Here is a 3,812-nt window from a genome sequence, read left to right as displayed (position 1 = left end):
GCTACAAAATAAATCATTCCTTTGGAATTTTATAAAGAGTTCCTAACAAATGAGATATAACAACGTTCCGAAAAATTCTTAAGCTGAAAACTATACAAATCTAAAACCGAAAACCGTGACCCAATACCGTGACTGAAAACTGCAACTCCTAGCCCAGATTGAAGAGGAAAAACCAGAGCAAAAAAATTGGATTTCTTGTTAAAAAAAACGACTGAAAGAAGCTCTTTTTGCAACATTAGAAATGCTTTTTTTTCTGTCCCGATAGTTATCGGGANNCTGAAACTGTGACTGAAAACTAATTAAGCATTAAAATTATCAATCTCTTCCTGAACAACTTCCCAATCAAGAAGTAGTTGATCTAAATCTTTTTTCTTTTTGTTGTATGCGGTGAAAAAAGAAGCATCTTCGATATGTTTATCATAATTAGAAAGCAACAATTTATCATCGTGCTGAATGTCTTTCTCTAATTGTTTGATCTGACTTTCGACCTTGCTTAATTTGTTTTGTAGTGCTTTACCTTTTTTCTGATCTTCGTAAGAAGTTTTATTACTTTCTTTAGGAGCAGCGGCTTTTGCAACATCTTTTTTCTCGACTTCACGCATGTTTTCGAGATTGCGTTGCTCTAAGAAATAATTGATATCTCCTAAATATTCTTTTATTTTTTGATCTTTGAATTCGTAAACGATATTCGACATTCCCTGAAGGAAATCCCTGTCGTGAGAAACCAATAATAAAGTTCCGCCAAATTTTTGAAGTGCCGCTTTTAGAACGTTTTTAGATTTAATATCCAGGTGATTCGTAGGCTCATCCATAAGCAAAACGTTGATAGGCTGCAATAATAACTTACAAAGTGCCAAACGGTTACGCTCGCCTCCTGAAAGCACTTTTACCTTTTTCTCTACATCATCGCCACGGAATAAAAATGAACCTAACATGTCACGAACTTTAGATCGGTTGGTATCCATTGCCGCATCTTCCATGGTTTGAAGCAAAGTAATTTCACCATCAAGATATTCGGCCTGATTTTGAGCAAAGTAACCCAACTGAACGTTATGACCTAATTTGATATTTCCCTGATATTCGAATTCGTTTACAATAGCTTTGATAAAAGTTGATTTTCCTTGTCCGTTCTGACCCACAAAAGCAATTTTACTTCCGCGTTCTACCAGTAAATCAATATCTTTTAAAATAACTTTATCGCCGTAAGCTTTTGTAACATGTTCAGCTTCTACCACTACTCTTCCTGGCTCTTTTGAAACGGGGAAAGAAATATTCATAACCGAATTGTCGTCTTCATCAACTTCAATTCGTTCTACTTTGTCTAATTTTTTAATCAATGATTGCGCCATTGAAGCTTTTGAGGCTTTTGCACGGAATTTCTCAATTAACTTTTCTGTTTCTTCAATTTTCTTTGCCTGATTTTTTTGAGTTGCCAATTGCTTCTCGCGAATTTCATGACGTAATTCTAAATATTGAGAATATGGTTTATTGAAATCGTATGCTTTTCCTAACGAAATTTCAATCGTACGATTCGTAACATTATCAAGGAACATTTTATCGTGCGAAACGATTACTACAACTCCGGGATAATTACGAAGAAAACCCTCTAACCAAATAATACTTTCTATATCCAGGTGATTCGTAGGCTCATCCAAAAGCAAAACATCATTGGATTGTAATAATAGTTTCGCCAACTCGATACGCATTCTCCAACCTCCTGAAAATGTTTCGGTTTGGTTATTAAAAACTTCTCTTTTGAAACCCAATCCTAAAAGAATTTTCTCTGTATCACCTACATAATTGTAACCTCCAAGAAGTTCAAAACGATGTGTGTAATCTGATAAGTCTTCGATGATCTGGCTGTATTCTTCACTTTCATAATCGGTTCTGGTAACCAATTGATGATTGATTTGTTCCAGTTTTTTTTCTACAATTTTTATCTCTGTAAAAGCCTCGTAAGCTTCTTCAAGAACCGTTCTTCCTTGTTCAAAATCGATATCCTGACGTAAAAACCCCATTCTGATATCTTTCTCCTGAGAAATAACTCCTGAATCTGGTGCAAAATCTCCTGCCAGCATTTTAAGCATAGTTGATTTTCCCGCACCGTTTTTACCAACAAGACCAACTCGGTCTCCGGCACCTAAACGAAAAGTAACTTCTTCGAATAAATAAGTACCACCAAAAGAAACCGATAAATTGTGTATATTAAGCATGTAATGTTATTTTATAACTAATTGATTGTGTAAATTTACACTCCCAAATCAATGGGTAATTTTAATTTTTTGCAAATGTTAAAAAAAGGATCGAAACTAAATAGTATTTTAACAGGAAGTTGTCCAAAATGCCAAAAAGAAAGCATGTATTCAGACAAAAATCCGCTTCACCTGACTAAAGTTCTAAAAATGAACGACCATTGCAGTCATTGTGGATTTAAATATCAAATTGAACCATCGTTTTTTTATGGTGCGATGTATGTAAGTTACGGATTGAATGTTGCCGTAGGAATTGCTGCTTTTATTATTTCGTTTGTTTTTTTTAAAGCTACAATCGAAGAATCATTTATTGCAATAGTAATTGCCCTGATCGTATTGTTTCCTTTTGTTTTACGACTTTCAAGAAATCTTTACATTAATATGTTCGTTTCTTATGATCCTAAGGCCGGTCAGAAATAAGACTTTTTAGATATCTCTTATGAAATCTTTTAATATCAATTTCACGAGTTAAAGGAATTCCGTTTTCGATGTAATCATATAATACTTTTGCCATTGATGGCCCAAGCATTACTCCTCGGGTTCCTAATCCGTTTAGAATATGGAGTGATTTAAACTCCTCATGTGATCCTATCAAAGGTCTTCTGTCTTTTACTGTAGGACGGACTCCGCCATAATGCTCGACAATTTCAAAATCGCAATTAACAATTTCTTTAATTCGATTTATTAATTCCTGTTTTCCTGCTTCGGTAGGTAAATCGGTTTTATCTTCCCAGTTATAAGTTGCCCCTACTTTAAACAAATCATTACCCATTGGCAATATGAAGACGCTTGTGTTCATAATAACATCCAGATCTAAATCGGGAGCTTTTATTACAAACATCTCACCTTTTGTACCGTCAAGTGGTAAATAATTAAAAAAAGGATTTTTATGCAATCCGAATCCTTCTGCAAAAACAATATTGCGTGCCTTAATATTTTTATATTGAATTCCATCATCGAAGAACTCAATATAACCATAATCAAAAAACTGATTTAAAAGCAAATCATTCTCTTGCAAATATTCTCTGTAAGTATCCAAAAGAAGCATTGTATCTACATAACCGGTATGCAGCACTTCACCATAATCATAAGGAGAATCGATTCCTTTATATTTTTTTGATATTATTTTTGTAGATAAAAATGGTGCCAGATTTATTTTATCCGAAGCCGCAAACCAATTGTTTTGTTCTTCTATAGAAAAAAATTTCCTAAGTATAGGAAGCTTAAAATTAAACTTGGTTTGTAGTTTTGATTCTATATGATCATAAAAATCATTCATGATAACCAATTGTTCCTGTGCATTCCAAACTTCGCTAAATCTCTTTAATATAACCGGATTATAAAAACCTCCGGCAACTCTTGAAGATACCTGAGACATATTATCTACTATTAAAATAGATTTATTGTTTTTAAGGGCAATTTCTGCAAAAGAAATTCCGGCCAATCCGGATCCGACAATTAAATAATCTAACATGTGTAAAGGATAAAATATAAAAAACTCTTAATACAAAGGTACTAAGAGTTTTTGTTTTAATGTTATTTAGATACTTAGTAGTTCCA

The 3,812-nt window shown here is 33.5% G+C and carries 3 protein-coding genes; 1 reads left to right on the top strand and 2 read right to left on the bottom strand.

What is annotated here, in order from left to right; genetic code table 11:
* Positions 1 to 299 precede the first annotated feature (299 nt).
* On the bottom strand, positions 300 to 2,213 hold the full coding sequence (locus FLP_RS10625; protein WP_065449499.1) for an ABC-F family ATP-binding cassette domain-containing protein: 1,914 nt from the start codon (positions 2,211 to 2,213) through the stop codon (positions 300 to 302).
* A gap of 75 nt (positions 2,214 to 2,288) precedes the next feature.
* Here FLP_RS10625 and FLP_RS10620 point away from each other — a divergent pair, with 75 nt between their 5' ends.
* Positions 2,289 to 2,672: a DUF983 domain-containing protein gene (locus FLP_RS10620; RefSeq protein ID WP_065449500.1), complete on the top strand. Its 384-nt coding sequence runs from the start codon at positions 2,289 to 2,291 to the stop codon at positions 2,670 to 2,672.
* Here FLP_RS10620 and FLP_RS10615 read toward each other — a convergent pair.
* Positions 2,653 to 3,726, bottom strand: a complete 1,074-nt coding sequence (locus FLP_RS10615) for an NAD(P)/FAD-dependent oxidoreductase (protein ID WP_065449498.1) — start codon at positions 3,724 to 3,726, stop codon at positions 2,653 to 2,655. The two genes, FLP_RS10620 and FLP_RS10615, sit on opposite strands and share 20 nt — an antisense overlap.
* Positions 3,727 to 3,812 lie beyond the last annotated feature (86 nt).

This window comes from Flavobacterium piscis (genome assembly GCF_001686925.1).
GTDB classification, from domain to species: domain Bacteria; phylum Bacteroidota; class Bacteroidia; order Flavobacteriales; family Flavobacteriaceae; genus Flavobacterium; species Flavobacterium piscis.
The sequence above is the reverse complement of the archived record's forward strand: the minus strand, read 5'-3'. Positions and strand labels throughout refer to the sequence as shown.